Below are 25,968 nucleotides of genomic sequence, written 5' to 3'. Positions count from 1 at the left end.
TATAAATATTTTTAACGATAAAATGAAAATTTAGTATTTTATTGTCTAAAAATGTTTCTTTATCTCTGGAAAGGTAGCATCATTGATGGTACAAGTTACTATACCTGCTATGTCTCCTCAAGGAGTTACGCCCCGGCCTGCTCCACCTCTGCATGAATTCCTTGCTGCTCATCAGCATTACTGCTGATTAAGCCTCTCCGCCCGATCAGAGTTACCGCCAGAATAGCCGCTCCGGAGGCCAGCAGAATAATGGAGCCCGGAATCCAGTCTAGGAGCACTCCGTAGAGCAGCATGCCCAGCGGAGCGATGGAACCGGCGATACCTTCAACCAGCCCGAATACCCGCCCGCGATACTCTTCTTCTATACTCTGCTGTAAGTACACTTGAATCGGAATATTGATGATCATAATGACGACACCGACCAGAATCAATAGCGGCAGGAAGAAAAAGAAGGTAACGGCAGCGGTGAAATGAAGCAGCAGCGGAAGCGCCATCGCTAGGAACAGCAGCCCCAGTGCACTTAGACCTCCGATAATTGTATTTACCGGATTGTTGCTCTGGCGGAGAACGGTGAGGAGCAGGGACATCAGCAGCATGCCCGCTGCCAGCATGGCTTCAAGTACACCGTATTGCTTCGAAGACAGCCCCAGGGTCTGTACGGCCACAAAGGGCAGCACTACATTCAGCGCGACTACAAAGAAATTAATCCAGAACACGATAATTAGGAGGGAGCGGATAACGGGACGGCGGATTACATAGGAGAAGCCTTCTTTCAGATTCGTGCGGACCTCGGCAGCCACGTTGCCCAGGCGTTCGCGAAAGGGCGGATTTCCGGTTTCGGCATCCCCATCTGCAAGCCCAGCTTCAGATAAGGCTTCTGGAACCGGTCTAAACTTCAGCATGCAGCCCATCACGGTCGAGATGGTAAGCCCTGCCGCGTTCAGCAGCATGAATTCTTCAAGCGGGAGGAAGGCGTAGAGCATACCGGCAAGAATGGGAGCCAGCAGGTGGCCGACAGAACTGGCAATTTGATTCAGGGAGCCGGTACGCTGGATGGAATCACGGTCAACGAGCATCATCATGGAAGAGGAGGCGGAGATACTGTAGAAGGTAGCGCATATTGACAGAAGGATCAGTGAGATATAAATCGGTAAGAGGGACATTCCCCCAATGGAGACGGCGGCAAAGGAAAGCAGCATAATCAAAACACTTGCAGCATCTGAGCCGATCAGCAGCTTGCGGCGGTTCACCATATCAGCCACCACGCCGGCGAAGGGCGACAGAATAATACTGGGCAGCATACCGCACAGCAACGTAACTGCAAAGCTGCTTCCTGAACCGGTGAGCTGCAGAATATACAGGCCGACAACAAAGGTGTACATACTGGAGCCGAGAACAGAAGCGAATTTTCCGCTGAAGAAAAGAATGATATTGCGGTTGGATGCTGCTGCCACCGGCGTTGGTTCAGACATTACAAGCACTCCCTTTTCTGAAAAAAGTTAAATTATATTAAACTTATTGTAGATGTTGGATCTGATTATTGCAACAAAAAGTTTAATTAAATTTAACTTTTTCCATAGTGCGGCTTTTTCTCGCTTGAATATTAGGCTATACTGGAAGAAAAGCAACCAAAGAAAGTTGGCACAGCAGATGACCACCAAACAGACGATCGGCGATAAAGTCAAGCAGTTACGTAAAGCCAAGGGCCTTACGCAGACTGACCTGGCCGGGGAACATATGACCAAAAGCATGCTCAGCCAAATCGAGAACGGACGGGCTCTGCCTTCGATGAATACGCTGCAATTCCTTGCCGGGCGTCTGGGTACAGATGCCGGTTATTTCCTGGAGGGCGAACACGAAGCGGAGCTGGGTCCGCTGGTCCGTAAGATTGAGCAGCAGTACAAGGCGAAGCAGTATAAGGAGATTGTCACGGAAATCCAGCCGCTGATGAAGGATACGCTTCCGATGGCAGTGGATGCCGCACGGCTGATGGAGTTTTATGTGGGCTCCTGCTACCATACCGGAATAGAGGGCGGAGAAGAAGGAATCGAACGGGCTGTTGAAATCTATGAGCGTTTCGGTTTATTTGTAGAGCGTGCCAAGATTCAGTATTTGGCTTATGCTTTATTGTTCGCCAAAAGCAGATACCAGGATGGCCTGGAGCTGATTCGCCGTGTCCGTAAGGAATATGTGAACAATAAGGTAGGCAACGATTTTTTATTTGAAATCGATCTTTATTATGCGGAAAGTGTTACGTTGTCTGCACTGGCAGAGTACTCCGGCAGCCGGGAAGCTGCCTTGGCGGCACTTAAGCTGTCGCACGAAGAAGGGGTCTACTCATTGTCGGATCATCTGTACCGTCTACTCTCCCATCTGGCCCTGCTTCACAATGACCTTGAGCAGGCAGAGGCGTACCTAAGCAAGGCAAAGCTGTTCGCACAGTTCACGGAAGCTGCGGAGTCACTGGAGCTGGTGCATCTTGGCGAAATTAGACTGGCTCTTGCGAAGCGGAATTACGGGGAGGTGCTGATACTGGCGGAGCATTATCCGGCGAAAGACAGCCAGTTCATGCCTTTTGTCCATATGATGACGGGGACCGCTCTCTACCATCTGGAGAGGAATGAAGAGGCACTGGCGGACTTGTCCAAAGTAGTCTTGAACGACCAGGTCTATCATCCGCTTGACCGGGTCGACCTGCTCACTGCCTATGCCTACAAAGCGAAGATCTTCGCTATGCAAGGCCGGATGGAGGAAGCCCGCCACGAGGTGGAGTTTGCCTATGATCAGGTAAAGGATTATCCGCCTTCTGAATATGCGGAACTAATTAGACAGACTTACCACGAACTCCACGATCACCAAAACTAAACAATCACAAACAAAAACCAACCGTGCAGCTTCCCGCACGGTTGGTTCTGCATGTGAACTATTGGTTGAACTCTAAATCTTTAGAGAAAGGAAAAAGTACTATTGAGATTAACAAAAAGCGAAAAGGAGCGAAGGGGAAATTTGGAACTGTAGGAGCGATAGCGTACGCCTTTGTCCCCGGATATCAACCGCTAACAGCGGTGGAAATTGAAGATATCTGGGGACAACAGCGGCCGGAAGTCCAAATGTTCACCGCAGTAACGAATAAGCTTTAAGTCCATCTCTTAAATAGTACAGGCTCCATATCTTTAATCATTTGTGGCTCAAGCAATAACGAACACCCTATTTTGAGCTCCACAGCTCCACGCGGTCCTGCACGTATTTGGTGTAGCCTGCTTCCATCTTCTTAACACCGGCTTTCTCGAGGTCGGCCATGTAGTCATCCCAGATTTTATCGAATTCAGCCGGTTTGGCCAGAATAGCCTGCGGGATGCGTTTCCACGTAATATCTCTCATTTTATTGCCCAGAATGGAGACTTCATCTTCACCGGGGAGGGCAATGTTCCAGGCTGCCCCGTACGCTTTCTCAGCGAACTCCTCCTCTTTAGGGAACAGATCCTTCCAGGTAGTGGCATTGTAAGCTGCCAGCGTTTCTTTCTCGACGTCGCTGTAACCGAGCACCAGCTGCTCAGGGAAGTTCTTGGTGTAATAGTTGCCGGTAGAATCCTTGGCTCCGTCGCCATAGTGAACCATCATATTCCAGTAGAAGCCGATGCCGGTCTCCTTCGTGAAGGCCGTGTTATCATTGTTAATGCGGTCCTGCACTTCGGCAGGGACAACGCGTTTGCCGTTCTCTACTACATAATGTTTGCCCTCAATGCCCCAGTTGTTCAGGATCTGTCCTTCATCGGAAGCCAGGTAATCCAGGAACTTAATCGTCCGGACCGGATCAGGGTTGGTGGTCGAGATGGAGATTCCGTAGCCGCCCATGAAGCCGGTAGGCCAGAAGCTGGTTTCTTTGTATTCACTGGTCAAGGTCACAGGATAATGGCCGTAGGTTTGATCGAATTTACCGGCAGTCTTCAGAGCCTGCTGCGCGTCATTGTAGTCCCAATCCTGGTCAATCAGGCCAAGCACACGTCCAGTGGCCACTTTCGCTTTGTACTGGTCGTATTTCTGCACGAAGCTTTCTTTATCCAGCAGGCCAATGTCATTCATATGGTTCAGCCAGCGGAAATATTCTTTCTCTTCGGGACGGCGGAAGTGGTAGATCGCTTCATGCGTCTCCTGATCAATGAAATATTCCCCGTCATCGGAACCGCCGGTAGTCGCCACTGCAGGATTGGTTACGGAAATGTACATATGCCAGTCATCTGCGTTCAGCGATACGCCGATATTCTTGTTGCCGTTCTCATCGGTCGGGTGTTTCTCCAGGTAGGCCTTGATTACATTCTCATAATCCTGTACCGTCTTGATCTCCGGATATCCGGCTTCCTTCAGCACCCTGTGCTGCAGCTCAAAGCCTCCGCCGGCAACGAATTTCTTCTCATTCACAGCAGCCCAGGTAGGGATGGCATAGATGGACTGGTCTTCGTTCGTGTATTTGGCCCGGGCCAGATTGTCTCCAAGCACCCGCTTGATATTAGGCGCGTATTTGTCGATCAGTTCGGTCAGGTCAATGACAGCGCCGGCATCCACCAGCTTCCCGATATCCGCTTTGGCCGAGATGATGTCGGGATATTCCCCGCCGGCAGCAATCAGCGCGATCTTCTGCTGCGGATCGCCTACGGCGAATTCGGCATCGAGAGTGACGCCTGTTTTCTCCGTAAGGACGGTACTGACTTCATCCTTCATATTATTCCAGTTCGGATTGGGATCTTCCGCGAAGAAGGAAAGTGTCAATGGACTTAAATCTTCGGCTGCTGCCGTAGCTTCTGCTGTGGCCGCCGCATTAGTGCTATTGGTAGCTTCAGTACCGGTATTCCCAGCCGTATTCTTGCTGTTATTATTGCCCCCGCCGCAGCCGGCCAGTACACTGAGCAGCAAGGTCAAGACCATTAGCGCCACATACGGTTTCGCTGTCTTTCTTGTCATGAATAGAAACCCTCCCTTTGTCTGGTGAGAACATATTGTATACACAGGCGTCAGCCTGATGATACCGGTGAGCGGACTAGCTTTTGACCGAGCCCAGCGTCATGCCTTTGACGAAGTAGCGCTGCAGGAACGGATAAACAATCAGAATAGGTACGGTGACAACAATCGTGATTGCCATTTTGACCGATTCCGGGGAGATCTGCGCCATCACTTCGGTCATATTCCGGCCACGGAAGTTATCCGCATTGGTGGTGGTGCTCTGAATGACCTTCATCAGCTCAAACTGCAGCGTCGTCAGTGCGTCATTCGAGCCGTTATACAGGTAGGTGTCAATCCAGGCATTCCACTGGCCGACAGCCAGGAACAGGGCGATGGTTGCCAGCGCAGGTTTGGTCAGCGGCAGAATCACCCGCCAGTAGATGGTGAAGTCATTGGCCCCGTCCAGCTTGGCAGATTCCTGCAGGGCGTAAGGCAGGCCGTCGATGAAGGAGCGGATGACGAACACATTAAATGCACTGACCAAGCCGGGCAGGACATACACGCCGAAGGTGCCCATCATATGCAGATTCTTGATCAGAATATAGAAGGGAATCAGTCCACCGGATACATACATCGTCAGCGCCAGAAAGGTGGAGACGAACCTGCGGCCCTGAAAGTCCGCCCGGCTTAAGGTGAAGGCCAGCATCGAGGCGCTAATCAGTCCGAGCAGGGTTCCGATAAGGGTACGCAGGACAGAGATCTTGAATCCGGTAATGAGACCGGAGAAGGCGAAGATCGTCTCATAGTTCTTGAAGGTGAACATCCGGGGGTAGACCGTAATCCCGCCCTTGATGCTATCCGTGGAGTCATTGAATGAAATCGCCAGCACATTGAGAAAAGGGTACAGTGTGGCCACAGTCACCACCGTAATCGCAATATAGACTACCAAATCGAAGATGCGGTCCGACCAGGACGCGGCGGCCAGTTTTTTGATCAGCATAAGGGCCTCCTAAATGATGCTTTCCTTGGTTATTTTTTTGAAGATACCATTGGCCGTAAACAGCAGAATCACACTGACCACCGAGTTGAAAATATTAATGGCCGTCCCGAAGGAGAACCGTCCCATACCGAGCCCGTAGTTCAGCGCATATAAATCCAGTGTCTGCGAATAGTCGCGTACCAGATTGTTGCCGAGCAGGAATTGCTTCTCGAACCCGATGCTGATGAGATGGCCGATGGAAATGATCAGCAGGATGACGATCGTCGCCCGGATGCCCGGCAGTGTAATGTTCCGCACCTGCTGCAGCCGGCTTGCCCCGTCCACTCTGGCGGCTTCATACAGCTCAGGGCCGATCCCCGATATTGCGGCGAGATAGATGATTGTGTTCCAGCCCGTTTCCTTCCAGACATCAGAGGCGGTCACGATTCCCCAGAACAGATTGCCTTTGGCCATGAACTGGACCGGTTCACTAATAATATGGAGACTCAGCAGCAGGTCATTCACTGCGCCGTTGTCGGTGGAGAGCATCTTGGTAATGATCCCGGCGGCTACCACCCAGGACACAAAGTGGGGCAGATAAGACACCGTCTGGACGAACCGTTTCAGCACCTGCAATCTGACCTCATTCAGGAGAATGGCGAACAGGATAGGAATGATGAATCCGGCCAGCAGCCCCATGAGGCTCATCGCCAGAGTGTTGCGCAGGGCATTGAAGAATTGCTCATCCTGGAAGAGCTCCCTGAAATACTGCAGGCCGACCCATTTCTGCTCAAAAAAAGATTTGCCCGGCTTGTACTTCTGGAAGGCCATCATCCATCCCCATAACGGCAGATAGCTGAAGACAAAGGCCCACAGGACAAAAGGAACCGCCATCATATAGAGATATTTCTGCTGCCGGAATTTGGCCCAGAAGCGTGAAGCGGGTTTCTTGAGCTCCGGCTTCATTGCGGGGGTAATCGCTTTCATTTATGTCCCTCCTTCGATATGGCTTTATCATAATCTTCCGGGAAACGGGGAAACACCCGAAGATTTAAGCGGGAAAACAGGGGGAAATCAGTTCTTTTCGTAAGCGCTTTCTGAAAAATCATCCTCCTGCAGTGAATCCTTCCGGCGGTAGACAGAGGGGGAGAGGCCTGTGATTTTTTTGAACTTCTCACGGAAATAATCCACATCGCTGAACCCGACTTCGCTTGCGGCCTGATGGATTTTGCAGCCCTGATCCAGCAGTTCCTTGGCTCTCTCGATGCGTACTTTGTCCAGATAACTGTTGAAGGAGCTGCCTGTACTGCTCTTGAATAGCTTGCCGAGGTACGCACTGCTGTAAGAGAACACGTCAGCCAGGGTTTCCAGCTTCAGATTCTCGTCATAATGCCTTTGAATGAGGTCCAGCATCCGCTTCATTAATACATCCATCTCATCGCGGATAATTCCGCCTGCATATTGCTCCAGCAGATCCGTGATATAGCGCTGCAATTGGGGAAGCGAGGTATGCCTGTAGATTTGCTGGATTTGCCCGTCCACCCGGCTCTGCGCCTGGCCCAGCTCCTTAAATTCCAGAGAGAGCTTATTGAAAAGTGCCGTAACCGTCCGGACGTAATAGGATTTCACAGCCATCTCCGATAAGCCTGCGGCAGTCATGATATCCCCGGCTTCCTGGATCAGGGAAGGGATTACGGTGAGGTTCCCGGTATCCATGGCAAAATACAGCCGGTCCATCACCGGTGCGAGGCTGCTCTCCGCATCCGGGAGCTTAGCCGGAAGTCCCGTCTTCATCTTCAGCGAGTCCGGACCGATCATCCCCGGCTCATCATAGAAGAAATGATCCTTCATCCGGGCCAGCGCCGATTGATGGGAGACGGAGAGCTCATCCAGGCTGTCCACCATGTCTCCGGCGGTAATAATACATTCCAGTCCCTCGGCGGCGGATGCTTCGCGGATATTCTGCACGATTAATTTGCGGACCAGCTCCTTCTGATAAGAGGGCTGCAGCAGCACGCCCAGATAAGAATCCAGCGAGAAGACAATGCCCCAGCTGTTGTTCTCGAAGCTTGCCGTCAGCCTGGCCTTGACGGCGGTGGAAGGTCCGTTATCCGCATGATCCTGGAGCAGCAGCCGGATCAGGACTACCTGATAGGAATCCCAGAGCAGGCCGGATTCCATTGCCGGGTCCATCAGTGCTGGCGCTGCTGGGTGCAGGCGGCTCTCCATCAGCAGGGACTGGACGAGCATCTCCCGGCTCCATACCTTGACGGCGGCATGATTCCTGCGGTCTATAGTCCGTGCATTCAGCACGTCAGACAGGCTGGACAGATACTGCTGCAGTTCATCTTCATCGACAGGCTTAAGCAGATAGTTATCGATGCCGTAAGACAGCGCACGCTTGGCATAGCTGAAGTCGGCATAGCCGCTCAGGATGACCATATGCATATCCGCCTCGTCATCCTCCCGCAGCTCCCGGATCAGCTCCAGTCCGTCCTTCCCGGGCATGCGTATATCGATAATCATCAGATCCGGGGAATACAGCTCAACCTTATACCGCGCTTCAATCGCGTTGGCCGCCGTATCCACCACCCGGTAGCCAAGGCTCTCCCAGTCCAGCAGCGTGACAAGCCCTTCACGGATAGACAATTCATCATCAACAATTAATACACTATACATAAGAATCACTCCTTAGGGGGATGGCGAAGCTGATCTGCGTGCCGTATCCGCTCTGACTGGCCAGGTTCAGGCCGCATTCCGGGCCATAGGTCAGCTGAAGACGCAGGTGGATATTGCGCATTCCGATATTATTGGTTTCATAATCATCCTTGTTGTCCAGCATTTGCCGGATTTCAGCGATCCGGGCAGCTGAGATCCCTATTCCGTTATCCGATACCTCAACCTTGAGCAGGGCATTCTCGACCCTGATGTCTACTCTGACCATTCCGCCGTCCATCCGGTTTTCCAATCCGTGAATGACGCAGTTCTCTACCAGCGGCTGAATAATCAGCGGAGGTATTTGTATGGCATTCGCTGCCGGATCTACATACAGCTCATAGGCGAGCCGGTCATTATAGCGGAATTTCTGGATGATCAGGTAGCAGCTTACGGTCTCCAGCTCACTTTGCAGCGCTATTCTCCCGTTGCCTACCTCCAGATTCTTGCGCATCATCTTACCCAGCAGCCTTACCACCTGGGAGATGTCGGTCTGGCCCCGGGAATGGGCTTTCATCCGGATCGATTCCAGGGCGTTGAACAGAAAATGAGGGTTGATCTGGCTGGCCATCATCTTGAATTTAATCTCATTCTGCTTCAGCAGGGTGGCGTTCTTCTGGCGGTTCGATTCCTGCACCTCGCTCATCAGATCGTTGATATTCCTTACCATATGATTGAATTGCCTTGCCAGCTGGCCGATCTCATCCTTGCCGTCTATCACCAGCCTCGCCTCCAGATTCCCGGACGCGACCTTGGAGATATGCTTGCTTAAGTGCAGCATGCGTCCGGTGAGCAGCCGTGAGAAGTAATAGATCAGGATAATTGCCAGAATCAGAGCCGAGATAATGACCATAGACGCCAGTGAGATAATCCGGTTGGGCTCACCCACAATGCTCTCTACCGAGAAGATGGAGATAATCCGCAGGCTGTTCAGGCTGCCCCCGGGGTGCCAGTCATCGATCAGCATTTTGGAGGGCTTGCCGTCAATCCTTACATCGGCCGGCCCTTGTCCGGGAAGGGGAGACAGCGGTTTGAAGTCGATGTCCTCCAGCGTCTTGCCCAGCGTATCTGCACGGTTCGAGGCAACAATGTTGTCGTTCTCATCAACGATAATGGTCTCGAAGGTCTCCTGATCCAGAATGGAGTTGAGCCTCTCCGTATTCACATTCACAATCAGCACGCCGGTCGTCCGCTGCTTCAGGAAATCGATCTTGCGGATCAGGCTGAGATAATACTTGCCGTTACGGTTGTCGCGGATATAATTCCAGCAGACCAGCCCTTTCTGGGCAAGGGCGGTCTGATACCAGGACTCCTGCGTTACTGCGGCATCTGCCTGGAGGAACTCCCAGTTGTCCAGCACCGTCGGGTTGTCAATGTACAGCCGGATGCTCGAGATTTCTTTGTATAGCCGGACGAATTCCCGGAAGTCCGGATAGTCCCGGTAAGCCTGCACCACATCATAGACCGATTCATAACGGTGGTTGGCAGCCTCCTCCAGCCGGCTGTCATTGGACAGCCGGTAGGCGATATCGAGCGGGACATTCAGCATCTCGCCGGTTCTTTTTTTGACCCGGTCTACATTGGCTGTAATCTGCTCCAGTGCGTTATCCAGAGCCATATTCTGCAGTTCACTTGTCAGGAACACCCCCACAATCAGCACCGGAATCAGGACAACACAACCAAAGGATAGAAAGAGCTTGGTCCTGAGCTTCAGATTGTTCATCAGGGTGATGATACGGGTATACACGAATACAATCCCCTCCGTCAGTCCTTTATTGTTGACGCTTACATAAGAGTGTATCTGCAAACTGCAAAGCAATATATGTAATTTATTTTTCCACGAAATAAGGTCATCTGAGTCCGGATAGCTCTGCGGGAGGACGTGTTCGTTTACACTCAGCCGGTAAATCTACTCCTCACACACATAAGCTTGTTGATGGAGCTTAACTTCCACTTGTTTTCTGACGTATCGTTTCGTTTATTCATAGGCATTAGCTTTGATTCAAATTTTGACGCCGATAAACCGATTCAGGAGAACTTTAGGCAGCAGCTAGAAGCTTTGGGGGGGCTGGCACGAAATTTCCTTCATTCTCAGCCAAGTTTGGCTATCTGGGATTTGCAGACAGACTTGCTGCTGATCAGCCGGACCTACCATGAAATTATGAACCGCAACCGCAAAATGATTATGATCAGCGTGAAGGAAGCGGATAATCTACCGGGGTTCAGGGAAAGAACATTGAAGCATCCCAGACAATTTATAAATATTTTGACGAATTATTTCACGGTGATGGCCGGCAAGGGGAAGCTGACCGATATAATTCCGGAGATTCAGGCTTATTCCTTCATCTCGATGAATTACGGGGTATTCGCCAACAACCTGGATATTGGTACAATCTCACTTGAGGCATTCATTAAGGAAAGTGTGCAGACCTTCACCAGGGGGTTAACCCCATAAAGAGAAGGCTAGGCTATTCAATAAAAGAGGCTGGCTACCTATAAAGGAGCCGGCTTTTTTGCTATGGAATATAGTTCAATCCAATCAATCGGCAGCGATTGAGACAAATAACTAAAATTCTGCAACCCTGACTGAAATTTGCTGCCTTATGAATTCAAACATGATGAAATATAATTGTGATAACAGAAGCAGTTGAAGAAAAGGGGCGGGAGATGGCCAGGGTTAGGAGCACAGCAGAGAAGCTTAAGAGGTGGCTTGCGGATCTATCCATCCAAATCAAGCTGATTGGGGCTTATATCGTGATTATTCTGGTTCCGGTTATTGTAATTTCCAACTATTTGTTTACCGGGTTCTATCAGAATACGATCAAAGACATCATCAAGGAGAACCGATACCAGACCGATAATGAGAAACAAGAGATTATGAGCAGGATCGGAGTCATGGAGCAGTCAATCGGATTACTGGTTTCGGATCGGCAGCTGAGAGAGTATGTAACCGTTGAATCGGAGCCCGGGTTGAACGATATCAAGCGGTTTCAGGAATACTCCTTCACCTATTTACAAACCGTGTTGTTCAATAATTCGGATATCGCAAATATTCACTTTTTCGTGAACAATCCATGGATTAGTGAGCTCTGGCCGATCATTTATCATGAAGAAAGGATTAAGGACAAGCCATTTTATACTAAAATGTTGAATCAAACCGGAAACGTTCTATGGGAGATTCAATCTGAAGATGCAATATTACAGGACAGCAACGCTGCTGTGAACCAAAGCTTAAGCTCCATAGTCTCCTTGATGGCGGGAGTTAATCAAATGAACAGCCAGAATCTCTTCCAGCATCTTGGAATCGTCAAAGTCGATATGCCCATCGGGAATTTCTTCAAAAAGGCATATAACAACAGCAGTGACCGGGACTCCCGGTTCTACATACTTGATCAGCAGGGCAACCTGCATGCCAACAGCACAGACCCGCTAGCGGGATTGGATGAAGCTGATATTCAGCCGGCCGTCGCTAAGTACAAGGAAGCAGGCAAGTCATCATTGCTGCTCTCCCACAAGGGGGAGGATTTCCTATACCTCGTCGAACATATCGATAAAATAAATGCAGAGCTTATCAATGTGATTTCATTACACACTACATATTCCAAGATAGATCAAACCCGAAACACCGTCATTGTGGTTATTATAATCCTGCTGATACTTCTGGCAATTACAACCTTCTTCATGCAGTCCATCATACTGAACAAACTGAATATTCTGCGGGACTCCATGAAACAAGTGCGCGGCGGTGACTTTGGCGTAGATATTGATGTCAAAGGCGGCGATGAGATCGGAGAGCTGGCCCACCATTTCCGGCAGATGCTGAATACGATCAACGGAATGATCGCCGATGCGGTGAAGCGCAGCGCAGCCACGAAAGAAGCTGAGCTCCAGGCGTTGCACAATCAGATTGACGCCCATTTTTTATACAACACCCTGGAGAATTTGAAAATGCTTGCAGAGGTTGAGGGGCAGTATACCGTATCGGATGCGCTCACTTCCCTGGGCAGTATGATGCGTTACAATCTCCGATGGACAGGTGACCGGGTGCAGCTGAGAGATGAAATGGGGCATATTCAGCATTACATAGCTATTATGAGCATCCGGTATGATGAGAAGCTGAAACTGGAGATTGAGGTGGAGGACGAATTTTGGGATCACGAAATATTGAAGATGTCGCTGCAGCCTATTGTCGAGAATGCCTTGAAGCACGGAGTTTATTCCGCTCTGATGAAAAGTGACGGCCTGATTGTGGCTATCCATGCTTTTGAAGACGGGGGGTTCTTCTATATTGAGGTGACTGACAACGGTATCGGAATTGCAGAGGATAAGCTGCAGGAGCTGAATCGTAAGCAGATTATGAGTGAAGAGGAATTCAATGCATTGCCCCGGGAGAAGGCGGAAACAACGGAGCTGAATAAGGGCAGCGGCATCGGGCTGCGAAATGTGAATCAGCGGATTCAGATGGTGTATGGTAATGAACATGGACTCAGGATAGAGAGCAAGCGGGGGAGCTATACCCAAGTGACCGTTAAGCTACCTTTAATCATATCAAGTAGAGGAGGAACGCAGATTATATGAGAAAGCTCCTGATTGTGGATGATGAAAAGAATATCCGCCGCGGGCTCCAGGCCATGATTGAGCGGGAGTATAAAGATGTCTATGACATTCACTTGGCTTGCGATGCATTTGAAGCGCTGGACATACTGAAAGCTGTGAATATAGATCTTCTGATTACAGATATTCGTATGCCGGAGATGGATGGGATCGGATTAATAAAATCGATTCAAGACTTCCATCTGAAGCCTGTAATTGTAATAGTCAGCGGCTATGATGATTTCTCTTATGCCAGAGCGGCTATCCGTTATGAAGTGAAGGAATATCTGCTCAAACCGGTGATCCGCGAGGAATTGGCTGCTACGATCAAGCGTGCTGAAGATGAGCTTGGACGAAGAGAGGAAGTGATAGTTGCACGGTCCGCGCCCTCTGAGCAGCGGGAGGAGTACATGGAGAGCCAGCTGAATTACTACGCGGGCCATTCATCAGCGGAGCCGGAAGAGGTTAGAGAGCGGCTGGCCCAGCTGGAGCTGGTTTGGATGGATCACGGTTTTCATGCAGTAATGATTAAACATGCCGGGGATTTGCAGGCACTAGGGTCGATGACCTTTAAGGCGCAGTTTCAAGCGTTAATAGAACAGCTTCAGCCTGCATTTCATTTTCGCTTTGTGCGGTTTTTTGACCGGAATACGCAGGCTGTTATCCTGACGGAAGGGATGCATGCTGCTCGGATAGTAACAAGGCTGCTGATGCAGGCAGATTCTCACCTGAATATCTCCGTAAGCGGGCTGAATTATGGGATGGAGAAGCTGTACTCTGCTTATGAGGAGGCGGCTGTTTCTTTGAAGCATACTTTCATGCTGCCCGCACCCGGTATCGTAACATTCGAAGAGGTTTGCCTTAAGGATAACGCCTATCAGGTGCCGGCTGATACAATCAAAAGGGTTGCAAATATGCTGGGTTCAGGGCGGGAGAAGGAGCTGCTGGGCCTGCTGCGTGAAATATTGGACGCTGCGGATATCAGCCCGAAGAATATCGGGTATCTTGAGGGAATTAGCAGAGCCTTGAACGAACTTGTATTTGATCAAACCTTTCAATCGTATGGTAAAGAAGAATCAACGGAAATACTCCAACAGTACAGCAAGGTTAGCGATTTATATCAGTTCAGCTGTTTCCAAGACTATTCCTGTGAAGTAGAGAGCCTGTTCCTGCTGCTGGATGGCAACCTCCAAACCCTGAAATCCGTGCAGATCGATAATAAAGAAATGAAGAAGGCGATCCAATACATTCACGAGAACTATGCGCAGAATATTAATATGACCATTATTTCTAATCTAGTGTCCTTTAACTATTCTTATTTTAGCCAGGTCTTCCGGGAATACACGGGAGAGAATTTTGTGAACTATTTGAAGAAAGTCCGGATCGGTAAGGCCAAGCAGCTGCTCCAAACAACAGATGATATGATTTACGAGATCGCCAAGAAATCCGGGTTTGAGAACACGAAGAACTTCAACCGGGTGTTTAAAGAAAGTGAAGGTGTGAGTCCGGTAGAATACCGTAATCAGCAAAAAGTACTGTCTGCGTCAATAGATTAATAGCCGAAGTGTTTACCATCCCTTACTCTTTCATCTCAATGGTTATCTCTTAAATTTATGGAAGATTAATCCGATAAAGAAGGAATCTGCATAACAATAATGGATATATATTGACAAGGAAGCAGGGATGATATTGTCTTCCAGGAAGCTTATATTTAATGAGAATGAAGTCCAGCGCCTGCAGACCAGAATAGGCCAGGTAAGCCAGGACACTAACCGGCTGTATTTGCAGCTGAAGGGCCAGTCCAGCGGCTGGGGCGGAATTCCCCTGGGAGACCACCTCGTGAAGTCCCAGGTCATGATCAATGAATTAACCGTAGAAGCAGAGAAATTGGAGGATATTATCCGGACCGCCCTGAAGGGGGTTGCAGGACTCCAGGAGGAGAATAAACGGCAGGCCGACAAGCTCACGCAGCAGTTTAGTCTTCTCGCGGGTGTATTCGGAAGCTTTGGGACACAAGGTCCTGCCGGGCGGGTTTCCATTCCAGCCTTTGTGCAGAAGAGTGTATCGCATCTGATCACTTCGGTTACCGTCCTGCTGGGAAAGGATGAGCTGAATAACGATCCGGCAGTGCAGAAGCTGCGGAATATCATCCAAACGTCCGGGCTTTTGACCGTAGAGGGTATTGCGGCCGTAAGCAAGCTGAAGGATATCTTCGCGGCGCGGGATGGGATCGCGAAGGCGCAGATGGCCTTCAAGGTCTATGAAGCGTTCGGGAACAAGACGCAGATGGAGGCTGTCCATGCGCAGGCCGAGGAAGCACGCCGGAAGCTGGTTTCGCTGGGTGTAGCCAAGGTTCAATATGAACCAGGGAAGGATCTAAGCGGCTATTTCAAGCAGCCGGCTGTCAAAGCCTGCGATTATGATCCGTCGATCACGGCGGAGAGTGTACCGCTCATACATAACGAAGAATATCTGCTGCAGCTGCGGCTGGCGATGGAGAAGAGTGCCGCTGGGAACTATGCGCGAAGCCAGCTGGAAGTGAAGCGGGAGGAGATCAGGATCGCTGAGGCTGTGAGGCAGGTCCAGGAGCAGATCGAAGCTGCAAGACGGCTGAACGGTCCGCCGCTGGAACTGCCGGATGGCACTCCGATTACCGCTAGCAACAAACGAAATGAGACGACCTTTAACTATTATATGGAGCGGATTTCTGATCCCAAAGTAACCAATCAGGTGCTGGCCTATGAAATGTGGCTGGAAGACACGTACGGTATGACGGAATGGCGGAAAAAAGTCGTACAAGCAGACGCGGTAGTAAGGGCTTTTGGGGAAGGCTTGATCACAGAGGTCATCATGGGTGTGGCGGATACGGCTACATTTGCCTTCAAGCTTGTGGTCCACCCGGTCAAAACAACAACGGAAATGAAGAATCAAGCGGTGTATATCATGGAGCATCCGGAAGTACTGGTGGAAGCGGCCAAGATGGCTTATCATAATTTTGACGAAGGAACCCCGGAAGAGAAGGCAGCGATGCTGGGCTCGGTAGCGTCCATACTGGTTCCGGGACTGCAGGTCACCAAAATTGGCAAAGCTGGGAAAGTGTTCAGCGGGGTGGAAGACGTCGTCAGCCAGGCGGCGAAGGATGCCCTGAAAGGAATCAAGTCGAAGCTCCCGGAGCTGGGTCCAGTCTTACAGACACCGGAGGGGTTTGCCTTCAAGGCAGGGGAAATACCCGATACCCCAGCGTTGCCGAAGACGCCGGTGCAGCAGCAATATATTGATGCGATGGATGAAATGGGTGGCAACGGCGGTAGGGTTGAGGGGCCGGGTGAAGTACCTGAAAAGACTTTTGCTGATAATCCTTTTGATGATACAGGGAAACTAATACCTAATGCGAAGTATAAGGCCGGTGAGCACCAATATAATTATGAAACAGATCAGTTGGGTAGAATTGAAAAGTTTAGTACGGATGAGCTAAAATTAACGGCAAGAGATGAAAGATTACCGCATGATGCAAATACACCAGGCAAAGTAACTGGAGACCATGCAGGTCATTTGGCAGGAGACAGATTTGGAGGGTCACCAGAGATTGATAACCTTGTATCTCAGTCAAGTAATGTGAATTTGAGTAAGTATAAAAAAATTGAAAATCAGTGGGCGGCAGCAATAAAGGAAGGAAAGCAAGTAAAAGTAAATGTTGAAGTGAAATATGAGGGAGATAACTTACGACCATCTAAGTTTATTATAGATTACGAGATAGATGGAGAATTTTTTTCTAAGGATTTATTGAATTGAAAGGATGATCAATCAATGAATAAGGTGTTTGAAGATTTTTTTAGTGAATTGCAAGCGGATATGGTCTCTATATGTTTGGAGTATGTTAGTAATAATGCTGATACAATATTTATCTATTGCTCATTTGAGGAAAAGGTCATTTCCAGTGATTTTTTCTTCTTGATTAATGGGAAAGTTGTTAGAAAAAATAAATTAAATGATGCTTTGGAAAAAAATGAAAATAAATTTCAATATAATACATCTGTAGACCGGCAAAGAGGAGTAATGAGAATAATAAATGGAGACATCGAAAAAATATATAAATTATGCAATGATTACAACAGAGAAATGCCCACTGAAATTAAACTAGTTTACAAAGTAGATAAGAATAGTCTTAATGCTGAATATAAATATGATTTGATACATACTAATGATCCTGTTAAAACTGCAGATGACATTTCTATGGAATGGTTTGAACAAATTAAAATGGGACTAACTAATAATAAAGTCTGAACCCAATGATTTTGTTTCTTTTTTGGAAGTGACTAACGTTGGTCACCAAACTGCCTAATTGCAAATGAAACAGAAATTATGTTCGTTCAATTAGGAGGAAGAGTCAAGTTATGACCTAAGTCAATTACTTGAAGTATTCTTTTATGATGAAGAAAGTGTCGCTATTCTATTACACAGGACAGGTCAATTGTGGTCAGATGCCCCCATGATTGACTTGTTTTTGTTGTTTTCGTTTCTCATAGGGGTTCGGCAGTACCGGTTAAGAAGAAAAGATAATATTCATTCTTAATGGTCTTATTAAAACCGTTGACAACAGATTTGTTAATCAAGCAAGGATACTACAATTGAGTTTTTCGGAGGAGAAGTCAATATTGCTTTGATGGTAGATGGTGAAGAAGATGGCGAATTTAGTGAAAAACAGTATGCTTCATATAATACTTTTAATACTTTGAAAGAAAATTGGGGGGCTATTCAGCAAAGTATTCTTTGTCAAAATATTTCTATTTCATTTACAGACCGACTATAAGTGGATTCCACCAAAGTTGACCTGTTTTTTCGTCAGGCATCAGAACAAAAGAGATAAATACAAATTAACATGGCACGAATTAAATGATGTTAAAACAATGCAGCTTGTCCCAACAAAGATAAACAATACATTTGAACATCTTGGTGGTGTTGGTGGAACGCGGGTGCGTTTGAACCTGAAGGATTTGCGGATAAATAGTAGGGAGAGATTTAAAAAGGGAAGGACGAGATATTGGGATTCTATTTAAGAGTACATGGGATCAGGAAAATGGCCTGGGACTTCGTTTATTGGATGAAGCTGTAGTTGATGTTGGATATCAGGATGTTGTAATTTAGCAGCAAAATAATCGGAATGGGGAGCATCTATATTTTTTGACGGCGCTTCTTCTCCTGCTTATAATGAACAAATATAACGCAGCAACAACGACGGGAGACGCGGAATGGATCAATATACGGAAGATATAGGTTATATCATGTGGAGAGTCACGAACAATTGGCAAAAGTTAATGAAAGCTGAGCTGCGGGAGGTGGATCTGACACATGTCCAGTTTGCGCTTCTGCGGTCCTGCCATGCACTGAATGAGCGGGAAAGCGCGTCCGGTGTGACGCAGATTCAGATTGCCCACAATTCTGATATCGATCCGATGATGGCTTCAGAAGTGCTGAGAACATTGGAGAAAAAAGGGTATATCAGCCGTGTGCCGCATCCGCAGGATACCAGAGCCAAGCTGATCTCACTGACCGAATCCGGTGTAGCTGTTATGGAACGTGCCAGCCGGATTGTTATGAGCGCGGACCAGATGTTTTTCTCCAGACTGGGGCCGGATATGCATGATTTCATTGCCCGCTTAAAGACGTTGTCGACATAGCTCTGGAATGAATTTGCCAAAAGAAAGTTTAAAGAAAAACCTTGACTCCATTTAATAAGTGAACATATAATAATCGAACATATAGATAATATGGTTAGGCAATTCGAGAGGAGAACGTTAGTACATGAATGAGGCAACACAAATCAAGGTGAAATACAAGGTAATCCCTGTGCTCGTTGCGCTATTATTAGGGGGATTCATCGGGTTGTTAAGTGAGACCATGATGAACGTGGCCCTGCCCGTGCTTATGGCGGAGTGGAATCTTTCCGCTTCAACCGCACAATGGATCACCACAGGTTACATTCTGGTCATCAGCATCATTATGCCGGTCTCAGCCTTACTGCTGCAGTGGTTCACAACTAGAAAACTATTTGTGACAGCGATCAGCTTATTTATGCTCGGAACCTTGGCCGCAGGGCTTGCCCCGGGCTTTGGGATGCTGCTTATCGGGCGTTTGGTTCAAGCAGCGGGTACCGCAATCTTGATGCCGGTCATCTTCAATACGATCCTGACTATTATTCCACCCGCTAAACGCGGGGCGGCTATGGGTATGGTAGGTCTCGTGATGATGGTAGCTCCGGCGCTTGGACCTACCGTGTCCGGGCTGATCATCGACAAGCTGGATTGGCACTGGATGTTCTGGGTGCTGGTTCCTTTCCTGGTGATCGACTTTATTATCGGGCTGCTTAATATTGAGAACGTGGCAACGATCACCAAACCGAAGATTGATATTTTGTCGCTTGTCCTGTCCACCATCGCCTTTGGAGGTATCGTATACGGGCTTAGTGTTGTGGGCGAAGGAGACGGAGGCTGGGGCAGTCCGAAGGTTATTGCCTGCCTTGTTATCGGACTTGCAGCGCTCTTACTGTTTATCTTGCGCCAGCTCACGATGAAGCAGCCGATCATGAATCTGCGGGCGTTCAAATATCCTATGTTCACAGCAGGTACGTTGTTTATTGTGATCGGCTTCCTGACGATTTTCGCTACATCGTATTTGCTGCCGATCTTTATGCAGGGCTCACTGAGATTGTCAGCGCTGTATGCCGGACTGCTCATGCTTCCCGCAGGGCTGGTCAATGCCATACTGTCACCCATTATCGGACGGAGCTTTGATAAAGTCGGCCCCCGGGTACTGGTTATTCCGGGTATGATCATTCTGTCCGCTGCCATGTGGATGTTCACCAGCGTTGACGTAAATACTCCAGTCTACATGATCATTCTTATGCACTGCTGCATGACAGTGGGTCTGGCGCTTACCCTGATGCCGGCGCAGACGAACGGGCTGAATCAGCTGCCACGGGAACTGCATCCGCATGGTACAGCCATCATGAATACCCTGCAGCAGTTAGCCAGTGCAGTCGGGACAGCTCTGATTGTAAGTGTGATGACTGCCGGCCAAAGTACTTACATCAGTACTCATTTGGATACCGCAGCAGCGGATATGGGATCACTAAGTCTGGCGGCAGGCGTGCATAATGCGTTCATTCTGGCGGCAGTCATCACGCTGATTGGTGTGATTGCCGGATTCTTCGTGAGACGGAGTATCGTTCACAGTCATGCTGCAGCACAGCCGGATACGCCAAGACGGCAGACGGCTTCCTAATATTCGAGAGTTCATAAGGGGATTTCCGGCAGTTGCCGGAGGTCCTCTTTTAACAATGGAGTACAAATATAGCTGGTTTCTATTGGTCACTTGCACAATGCATTTCGTCCGATCCTCAATATTCGTTTACTGCCCCGGGACCGTATAATTATGAGAGTGTGTTCAACAAGTACTTAGGGGGATATTCGAAATCGAAGGAGTAATCATTGATTGGTACGGAGCAGTGGCAGGACAGGCTATTGCCATTATTCTGATCCTTAGAAAATTGAATCCGGTATACGCACTGTTCCTGGGAGCCATTGTAGGGGCGCTTATTGGCGGAGCCAATCTGGAACAGACGGTAAGCGTTCTTGTAAGCGGTACACAAAGCGTAATGGGCATGGTTCTGCGGGTGCTGGCCGCCGGAGTCCTGGCTGGTGTCATGATGGAATCGGGGGCGGCTGAAGCCACTGGCCAGACTTAAAGTGGATGCGCTTTATATTCTGCCGCTGGCCGGAATTATCGGTATGCTGGCGATGGGGCAGGGGAACAAGGTTCTGCAGTATACTTCCTCCGGTCTCCGTAAAATGACAGCCACCGTCCTGATCCTGATCGGGGCAGGCGGAATTGCCGGCTTGATCTCTGCTTCGGATTTATCGAATCAGGTGGTTCATCTCATTGAGCTGTCCGGAATCTCCGGCACGTTCCTGACACCGATCTCCGGTATTCTGATAGCAGCGGCAACTGCGTACACTTCGACTGGGGTTATTGTGGCGACCGGTTCCTTCGGACAGGCCATTCTGGATATGGACACGGCTCCGCTGGCGGCAGCCGTTATGGTCCATACCGGGGCGACGTTCATCGACTCGCTGCCGCAGGGCAGGGCACTTACTTATCACGTTACTGCGGACAGTATGAAGATGACGATCAAACAGCGTATGGGGCTCATCTCTTACGAAGCGCTTGTCGGCGGAACGATGACGATTGTGGCTACGCTGGTTTACGGATTTTCATTCTAATATCAATATCATATACGGGGTGTGGAAATGAGAGAGAAAACCTTTGTACTGGCACCGGATTCCTTTAAGGAGAGTATGACTGCGAAGGAAGTCTGTCTTGCGATGGAGAGCGGACTGCGGAAGATTTATCCGGAAGCGGCTTATATCCATGTTCCCATGGCAGACGGCGGAGAGGGGACGGTACAGTCTCTTGTCGATGCTTCCGGCGGGGAGATTCATTATAAAAAAGTCGTGGGGCCGCTGGGACAGCCGGTTACGGCGAAATACGGGATTCTGGGCGACGGAGAGACTGCGGCGATCGAAATGGCTTCTGCCAGCGGCATTCAGCTGGTGGACAAGGCGGAACGGAATCCGCTGATCACAACGACTTACGGTACGGGTGAGCTGATTATGGAATGTCTGGAACGGGGAATCCGCAAGATTATCATCGGCATCGGCGGGAGTGCGACCAATGACGGCGGCGCAGGCATGGCCGAGGCGCTGGGTGCGAGATTCATCGATGAGGCGGGGAAGTTGCTGCCGCGCGGCGGCGGCAGTCTGGGCCGACTGAGCAGCGTCGACATCAGCTCACTTGATGCAAGACTGCAGCAGATTCAGCTGATTGTGGCTTGTGATGTGACGAATCCGCTCTGCGGTGATCACGGGGCATCGGCGGTATTCGGCCCGCAAAAAGGCGCTACACCTGAAATGGTGCAGCAGCTTGATGCCAATCTCGCTCATTATGCGGCGGTGGTGAAGCAGCAGCTTGGCAAGGATGTGCGGGATCTTCCCGGTGCCGGTGCGGCCGGCGGTCTGGGGGCAGGCCTTATGATCTTCACGCAGGCCACACTCCAGAAGGGGATCGAGATCGTGATTGAATACACGGGTCTAGGCCGGAAGCTGGCGGATGCGGATTTCGTATTAACCGGTGAAGGCGGAATCGATTTCCAGACGAAATTCGGCAAAACACCATATGGTGTAGCCCGTACCGCCAAGGCCAACGGCAAGAAGGTGATTGCCCTGGCCGGCTACATCGGCGAAGGAATTGAAACGCTGTATGCAGAAGGCATTGATGCCATCTTCGGCATAGTCCCGGGCGCTTCCAGCCTGGAGCAGTTATTGGCTGAAGGCCCGGCTAATGTTGAGCGGACCTGCGAGAATATTGCGAGGTTGCTGAAGCTTAGCGAATAGTGGAGCTGGACGGGTAGTGCAGCGAGGTGAATAGTGGAGCTGGGCGAATAGCTGAGTTGAATTGGATTGAGTTGAGTTGAATTGAGCCTGATTGAATAGCCCCTGGGATAATTCCCAGGGGCTATTGATTTTGTGCGGGAGATAAGACTATAAATAATCCCCGCAGAGGTGAAATCCTGCACGAAATACAACATTCTTCCCGTGATATCGGGTCTAATCACAGATTGTTGTATTTCATACAACAATCGTTACGAAACCGCCTGAATTTACGCTTCCGAGTTGTATTACGTACAACATTTGGAAACGCGGGGCAGTAATTCAACGCACGGGAGGCCCCGCAATCCGCACCCGCCCGCACCCGAGCCCGAGCACCCGCCTGCCTACACCCGCATCCGCCCCCTCGCACCCGCACCAGCACCCGTACCGGCACCGACACCCGCACGGGACGCCCGCGCAACCCGCACCCCCTCCCTCGCCCGCATCCTCGCCCGGGCATAACAACACGAGAAGCCGCTCTACTTATAGAGCGCTAGCAATTCATACGTAAGCTCGAAGAGCTGCAGTTATGGTTGATGAAGCTTCTAAGTGTCTCCAGCAGATCGGCGGTATCCTCCAGCTTGATCGCCCTGCCGGGTTTGTCCGACAGCTTCGCATGGCTGAGCTTCACCAGAAATTCAGCTTCTTCGAAGGTAATGGCTTGTGAAGCAGGCTTCAGCGCAAGCTGTATACCCAAGGCCAATTTGGCCTGAGGTATCCCTCGGCAATGCTGGGTTCCAGTCTGCCGGAGGCCAGCAGCAGGAGCGGCTGGTTATGCAGCAGCTTCTTTTCTTAATTTCTGGGAATACGCTCCCTGATGGGCGAGCCGCATTTCCAGCATAGCCTTCTTGCGGTTTGCCTCATTCGCGAGATTCTCCAGTGTGTTCCGCTGTTCGATGAGCAGGAGGGATACCGTTGTTCTTACGATGTTGCAAAAAGGCCGGACTTCCTCAGGGCTCCCGGAAATTCCGATCACACCAACGCGGGTGTTGCCGATGACAATCGGTTCGTTGGTCCTTTTTTCTCATACAGACCATCCTCCAGCACCTCGACCATTTGCCCGGTGGACAATGCCTTGACTGCACCCTGGTGAACGGTGCCGACCCGTTCTTTCTTTCCACTGCCGACAATAATCCCCTGATGATTCATGATGATGATGTTATAAGGAATATCCATCATCATTTTACAATTTCCTGTGCCTGCTTCTCGGATAGCTGAAACAACCGGAATTTCCCCCTTCGCCGTGCCCGGAGGGCTGCCTAGGCAGCCTCAGTCTCTTTCATTGTGCATCTGAACAAAAGTATAGAGCTTCTGCACGGAGAATAAAGACTGAACCGGTGTACCGGAGCTAAGGGGGCGGCCAAACGGTCCAGGCAGAGTAGCGCAGCGGTGTTTTACGGTTATGGGGACTATGGACTAGATAGAGACTTGGGAGATTCCCGCCCGGCTGAAAATCTCTTTCAATCTAACCTCCTTGTCAGCATTCCAGGGGGTTACGGGTGCAAGACAGAAGGTGGACACCGGCACACCAGCCAGACGAATGGCTTCTTTTATTGAAGGAATGAAAGGATCATCAATGCTATACAGCGCAGGGATCTCTATGATTCTCCGGTGCAGCTCATGCACCTCTGCCAGATCATTCTTCAGGAAGCTGCTGAGTAACCCGAGCATCAGCTGCGGTGCGAAGTTGGCACTGGCGGCAATCGCCCCGTCTCCACCGGCAGCAAGCGTGGGCAGCAGATATTCATCGAAACCGCAAAATACCGAGAAGTCCGGTTTGACCGCCTTCACCTGCATAATCATCTGCCGGATATGGCTGAGCTGGTCTACGGTTTCCTTAATTCCAGTTACATTTGTGTATTTGGCGGCAAGGCGGCTGACGAAGGCCGGACTCAGATCCTGGCCAGTCAGTGCCGGGAAGTTGTACAGCATCAGCGGCACATCAACGGCTTCCAGAATTGAGGCATAATGCGAGAACAAAGCCTCCTCGCTAAGCTTGTAATAATAAGGATTAATGACAACGACGCCTGTTGCTCCTTGCTCCGCAGCATGCTTGGTAAGGCGGAGGGTCTCTGCTGTCGTATTGCTGCCGGTACCAATCCATACGGGAAGACGGCCATTCGTGTATTTAACGCATACCTCAGCGATTTCCTCGCGCTGCTCGGTGCTGAACAAGCTGAATTCTCCGGCTGTCCCGAGGAAAAAGAGTCCCTGAACTCCTTGCCGGATCAGGCTGTCGATCAGCAGCTTCATTCCGCTAGGGTCGAATTTTCCGGATTGATCCAGAATCGTCGGAACCGGGGGGATGATGCCTGTATGATGCGGTCTCACGGTCATGTTAGAAATTTTCATTTTATTCCGCCTCCAAGTTTGTTATTATAAACATAAGATTATTATAGTGAACTAAGGCGGCTTAATCAATTGATTTATGAGAGGGGAATGAAGGTTTGGACCGGAAATATTGGGTTCCAGCTTTAGAACGGGCCGATCTGATTCTTACGGCAATCTCCAGGAAGCCCGGAGAACATAAGATGACCGACCTGTGCGATGAAACGGGCATTAACAAAAGCTCCATGTTCTCGCTGCTACGCACGATGGAAACCCTGCAATGGGTGGTGAAGGATGACAGGGAGGCTTACGCACTGGGGGCTGGGGTTTCCTACTATAATACGGTTTACAACGAATCCCTTAAGCAGAATACGAATCTGGTGGAGCGGTTCCTGGTAAGCTCTGCACAGAGTGTCAGGGTAATCGGGGAAACCTTTCAGTTATCGGTTCTTGACCGGGATGAGATTATCTATCTGGCCAAGCAGGAAGGGCCCTCACTTGTGAGGCTGGAGTCCAGCCCAGGGATGCGGTTCCCGGCACATGCGACCGCCATGGGCAAGATGATGCTGGCATTGCTGCCGGAAGCCGAGCTCCTAAGACGTTATTCCGGCAAAACCTTAACTGCGGTTACGTCTCACACGTTGACGAGTTGGGCGGAATTCACGGCTGCATTGTCTGAGATTCGTGAGGCCGGTTACGCCGTGGACCGGGAAGAAATTATTCAGGGCATCAGCTGTGTGGCTGCGCCGATTCTGGATGCTACAGGAAATGCCGTTGCCGCTGTAAGCACCACGATGCTGCAGCATGCTTTTGCCGATAAACAGGAGGCTGCGGTCCGGGAAGTGATAGAGCTGGCGAGGAAACTATCCTCGTGTTAATCGTCTGGGCAAGTTCATTCTGAAGGAAAGAAGGGTTAAGTGTGAAGCTGAC

Annotated in this window: 20 protein-coding genes and 2 pseudogenes; 12 read left to right on the top strand and 10 right to left on the bottom strand. The window is 49.8% G+C overall.

The genetic code is table 11. The annotated features are described in order from the left end of the window. Positions 1-125: 125 nt before the first annotated feature. A complete protein-coding gene (locus R50912_RS22900) occupies positions 126-1,472 on the bottom strand; it encodes an MFS transporter (RefSeq protein ID WP_042238136.1) in 1,347 nt (448 codons plus the stop codon). A 178-nt stretch (positions 1,473-1,650) separates the two neighbouring features. Here R50912_RS22900 and R50912_RS22895 point away from each other — a divergent pair, with 178 nt between their 5' ends. After that, positions 1,651-2,865, top strand: a complete 1,215-nt coding sequence (locus R50912_RS22895) for a helix-turn-helix domain-containing protein (RefSeq protein ID WP_042238135.1) — start codon at positions 1,651-1,653, stop codon at positions 2,863-2,865. Between the two features lie 342 nt (positions 2,866-3,207). On the opposite strand, the gene R50912_RS22885 is transcribed toward R50912_RS22895, so the two are convergent. The 5 genes from R50912_RS22885 to R50912_RS22865 form a co-directional block, all read right to left on the bottom strand. Then, entirely contained in the window at positions 3,208-4,959 is a 1,752-nt protein-coding gene (locus R50912_RS22885) for an ABC transporter substrate-binding protein (protein ID WP_042238132.1), read from the bottom strand. Positions 4,960-5,035: 76 nt separating this feature from the next. Further along, positions 5,036-5,938 (bottom strand): carbohydrate ABC transporter permease, encoded by a 903-nt coding sequence (locus tag R50912_RS22880; RefSeq protein WP_039306448.1) that lies wholly within the window; start codon positions 5,936-5,938, stop codon positions 5,036-5,038. 9 nt (positions 5,939-5,947) lie between these two features. Continuing rightward, positions 5,948-6,904 carry an ABC transporter permease gene (locus R50912_RS22875; protein WP_039306445.1) on the bottom strand — a complete coding sequence of 319 codons (957 nt, stop codon included), beginning with the start codon at positions 6,902-6,904 and terminating at the stop codon, positions 5,948-5,950. An 87-nt stretch (positions 6,905-6,991) separates the two neighbouring features. Continuing rightward, the gene (locus tag R50912_RS22870; protein ID WP_042138891.1) at positions 6,992-8,596 is read right to left on the bottom strand and encodes a response regulator transcription factor; all 1,605 of its coding nucleotides are present in this window, start codon (positions 8,594-8,596) and stop codon (positions 6,992-6,994) included. Then, positions 8,589-10,379: a cache domain-containing sensor histidine kinase gene (locus tag R50912_RS22865; RefSeq protein WP_052416639.1), complete on the bottom strand. Its 1,791-nt coding sequence runs from the start codon at positions 10,377-10,379 to the stop codon at positions 8,589-8,591. The genes R50912_RS22870 and R50912_RS22865 overlap by 8 nt, the downstream gene beginning before the upstream one ends. Before the next feature lie 369 nt (positions 10,380-10,748). Between R50912_RS22865 and R50912_RS22860 the strand changes: the two genes are divergently transcribed. The 10 genes and pseudogenes from R50912_RS22860 (at position 10,749) to R50912_RS22820 (ending at position 22,674) form a co-directional block, all read left to right on the top strand. Further along, entirely contained in the window at positions 10,749-11,087 is a 339-nt protein-coding gene (locus tag R50912_RS22860) for a hypothetical protein (RefSeq protein WP_197072960.1), read from the top strand. A 212-nt stretch (positions 11,088-11,299) separates the two neighbouring features. After that, positions 11,300-13,210 carry a sensor histidine kinase gene (locus R50912_RS22855; RefSeq protein WP_042238130.1) on the top strand — a complete coding sequence of 637 codons (1,911 nt, stop codon included), beginning with the start codon at positions 11,300-11,302 and terminating at the stop codon, positions 13,208-13,210. Further along, positions 13,207-14,781: a response regulator transcription factor gene (locus R50912_RS22850; RefSeq protein ID WP_042238129.1), complete on the top strand. Its 1,575-nt coding sequence runs from the start codon at positions 13,207-13,209 to the stop codon at positions 14,779-14,781. The genes R50912_RS22855 and R50912_RS22850 overlap by 4 nt, the downstream gene beginning before the upstream one ends. Positions 14,782-14,914: 133 nt before the next feature. Next, entirely contained in the window at positions 14,915-17,017 is a 2,103-nt protein-coding gene (locus R50912_RS36005; RefSeq protein WP_231637693.1) for a DNA/RNA non-specific endonuclease, read from the top strand. A gap of 15 nt (positions 17,018-17,032) precedes the next feature. Then, positions 17,033-17,509, top strand: coding sequence for a hypothetical protein (locus tag R50912_RS22840; RefSeq protein ID WP_042238127.1), 477 nt, complete (start codon positions 17,033-17,035; stop codon positions 17,507-17,509). Positions 17,510-17,837: 328 nt separating this feature from the next. Next, positions 17,838-18,370: pseudogene (locus R50912_RS36485) on the top strand (HNH endonuclease signature motif containing protein); the annotation flags it as partial. A 104-nt stretch (positions 18,371-18,474) separates the two neighbouring features. Continuing rightward, on the top strand, positions 18,475-18,903 hold the full coding sequence (locus R50912_RS22835; protein ID WP_042238125.1) for a MarR family winged helix-turn-helix transcriptional regulator: 429 nt from the start codon (positions 18,475-18,477) through the stop codon (positions 18,901-18,903). A gap of 124 nt (positions 18,904-19,027) precedes the next feature. Further along, a complete protein-coding gene (locus R50912_RS22830; RefSeq protein WP_042238124.1) occupies positions 19,028-20,506 on the top strand; it encodes an MDR family MFS transporter in 1,479 nt (492 codons plus the stop codon). 190 nt (positions 20,507-20,696) lie between these two features. After that, positions 20,697-21,504 (top strand): annotated as a pseudogene (locus tag R50912_RS22825) (GntT/GntP/DsdX family permease). A 27-nt stretch (positions 21,505-21,531) separates the two neighbouring features. Beyond that, positions 21,532-22,674 carry a glycerate kinase family protein gene (locus tag R50912_RS22820; RefSeq protein WP_042238123.1) on the top strand — a complete coding sequence of 381 codons (1,143 nt, stop codon included), beginning with the start codon at positions 21,532-21,534 and terminating at the stop codon, positions 22,672-22,674. Between the two features lie 529 nt (positions 22,675-23,203). Here the strand turns inward: R50912_RS22820 and R50912_RS35995 are convergent. The 4 genes from R50912_RS35995 to R50912_RS22810 form a co-directional block, all read right to left on the bottom strand. Then, positions 23,204-23,413, bottom strand: a complete 210-nt coding sequence (locus R50912_RS35995; protein ID WP_052416635.1) for a hypothetical protein — start codon at positions 23,411-23,413, stop codon at positions 23,204-23,206. Between the two features lie 69 nt (positions 23,414-23,482). Beyond that, on the bottom strand, positions 23,483-23,686 hold the full coding sequence (locus R50912_RS36255; protein ID WP_052416632.1) for a sugar diacid recognition domain-containing protein: 204 nt from the start codon (positions 23,684-23,686) through the stop codon (positions 23,483-23,485). Further along, a complete protein-coding gene (locus tag R50912_RS36250; RefSeq protein WP_052416630.1) occupies positions 23,683-23,892 on the bottom strand; it encodes a sugar diacid recognition domain-containing protein in 210 nt (69 codons plus the stop codon). The genes R50912_RS36255 and R50912_RS36250 overlap by 4 nt, the downstream gene beginning before the upstream one ends. Before the next feature lie 234 nt (positions 23,893-24,126). Next, a complete protein-coding gene (locus tag R50912_RS22810; protein ID WP_231637691.1) occupies positions 24,127-25,062 on the bottom strand; it encodes a dihydrodipicolinate synthase family protein in 936 nt (311 codons plus the stop codon). Between the two features lie 95 nt (positions 25,063-25,157). Between R50912_RS22810 and R50912_RS22805 the strand changes: the two genes are divergently transcribed. After that, complete coding sequence (locus R50912_RS22805) at positions 25,158-25,916, top strand: IclR family transcriptional regulator (protein ID WP_042238121.1); 759 nt, start codon at positions 25,158-25,160, stop codon at positions 25,914-25,916. Positions 25,917-25,968: the final 52 nt, after the last annotated feature.

The sequence above is a fragment of the Paenibacillus sp. FSL R5-0912 genome (genome assembly GCF_000758605.1).
Classification (GTDB): Bacteria; Bacillota; Bacilli; order Paenibacillales; family Paenibacillaceae; genus Paenibacillus_AQ.
The sequence above is the reverse complement of the archived record's forward strand: the minus strand, read 5'-3'. Positions and strand labels throughout refer to the sequence as shown.

What these genes read in the sequence shown, in the direction of transcription:
- R50912_RS22900 (WP_042238136.1), bottom strand. Translation starts at nt 1,472, where the DNA reads ATGTCTGAACCAACGCCGGTGGCAGCAGCATCCAACCGCAATATCATT.
- R50912_RS22895 (WP_042238135.1), top strand. Translation starts at nt 1,651, where the DNA reads ATGACCACCAAACAGACGATCGGCGATAAAGTCAAGCAGTTACGTAAA.
- R50912_RS22885 (WP_042238132.1), bottom strand. Translation starts at nt 4,959, where the DNA reads ATGACAAGAAAGACAGCGAAACCGTATGTGGCGCTAATGGTCTTGACC.
- R50912_RS22880 (WP_039306448.1), bottom strand. Translation starts at nt 5,938, where the DNA reads ATGCTGATCAAAAAACTGGCCGCCGCGTCCTGGTCGGACCGCATCTTC.
- R50912_RS22875 (WP_039306445.1), bottom strand. Translation starts at nt 6,904, where the DNA reads ATGAAAGCGATTACCCCCGCAATGAAGCCGGAGCTCAAGAAACCCGCT.
- R50912_RS22870 (WP_042138891.1), bottom strand. Translation starts at nt 8,596, where the DNA reads ATGTATAGTGTATTAATTGTTGATGATGAATTGTCTATCCGTGAAGGG.
- R50912_RS22855 (WP_042238130.1), top strand. Translation starts at nt 11,300, where the DNA reads ATGGCCAGGGTTAGGAGCACAGCAGAGAAGCTTAAGAGGTGGCTTGCG.
- R50912_RS22850 (WP_042238129.1), top strand. Translation starts at nt 13,207, where the DNA reads ATGAGAAAGCTCCTGATTGTGGATGATGAAAAGAATATCCGCCGCGGG.
- R50912_RS22840 (WP_042238127.1), top strand. Translation starts at nt 17,033, where the DNA reads ATGAATAAGGTGTTTGAAGATTTTTTTAGTGAATTGCAAGCGGATATG.
- R50912_RS22835 (WP_042238125.1), top strand. Translation starts at nt 18,475, where the DNA reads ATGGATCAATATACGGAAGATATAGGTTATATCATGTGGAGAGTCACG.
- R50912_RS22830 (WP_042238124.1), top strand. Translation starts at nt 19,028, where the DNA reads ATGAATGAGGCAACACAAATCAAGGTGAAATACAAGGTAATCCCTGTG.
- R50912_RS22820 (WP_042238123.1), top strand. Translation starts at nt 21,532, where the DNA reads ATGAGAGAGAAAACCTTTGTACTGGCACCGGATTCCTTTAAGGAGAGT.
- R50912_RS36250 (WP_052416630.1), bottom strand. Translation starts at nt 23,892, where the DNA reads ATGATGATGGATATTCCTTATAACATCATCATCATGAATCATCAGGGG.
- R50912_RS22810 (WP_231637691.1), bottom strand. Translation starts at nt 25,062, where the DNA reads ATGAAAATTTCTAACATGACCGTGAGACCGCATCATACAGGCATCATC.